Source organism: Clostridium sp. CMCC3677 (assembly GCF_023845585.1).
GTDB classification, from domain to species: Bacteria; Bacillota; Clostridia; order Clostridiales; family Clostridiaceae; genus Clostridium; species Clostridium aquiflavi.
The window spans coordinates 1-223 of record NZ_JAMQHS010000114.1; the positions used below are offsets into that span (position 1 = coordinate 1).

The 223-nt window shown below is 28.7% G+C and carries 1 pseudogene; it reads right to left on the reverse strand.

Going from position 1 to position 223, the window contains the following annotated elements:
• Nucleotides 1-223 (reverse strand): annotated as a pseudogene (locus NG901_RS16935) (hypothetical protein); the annotation flags it as partial.

Below are 223 nucleotides of genomic sequence, written 5' to 3' on the forward strand. Positions count from 1 at the left end.
AAGAGACTGTATTCTTTCCTAATTTGCATCGTTTAGCTGATAACTTTATATGCCTCATTAAATGACAATGTTTTAGCGGTATCAGTTTTGGCATTCTTGTAGTTCCACCAGATAAAATAAATAAAGCAATTTCATCAGCCATTACTTCTCTATGCTCTATAATTTCTTCAACATTATCATTTTTTCTTAATTCATATTTTAAATCTCTGTCGATAAACAATTT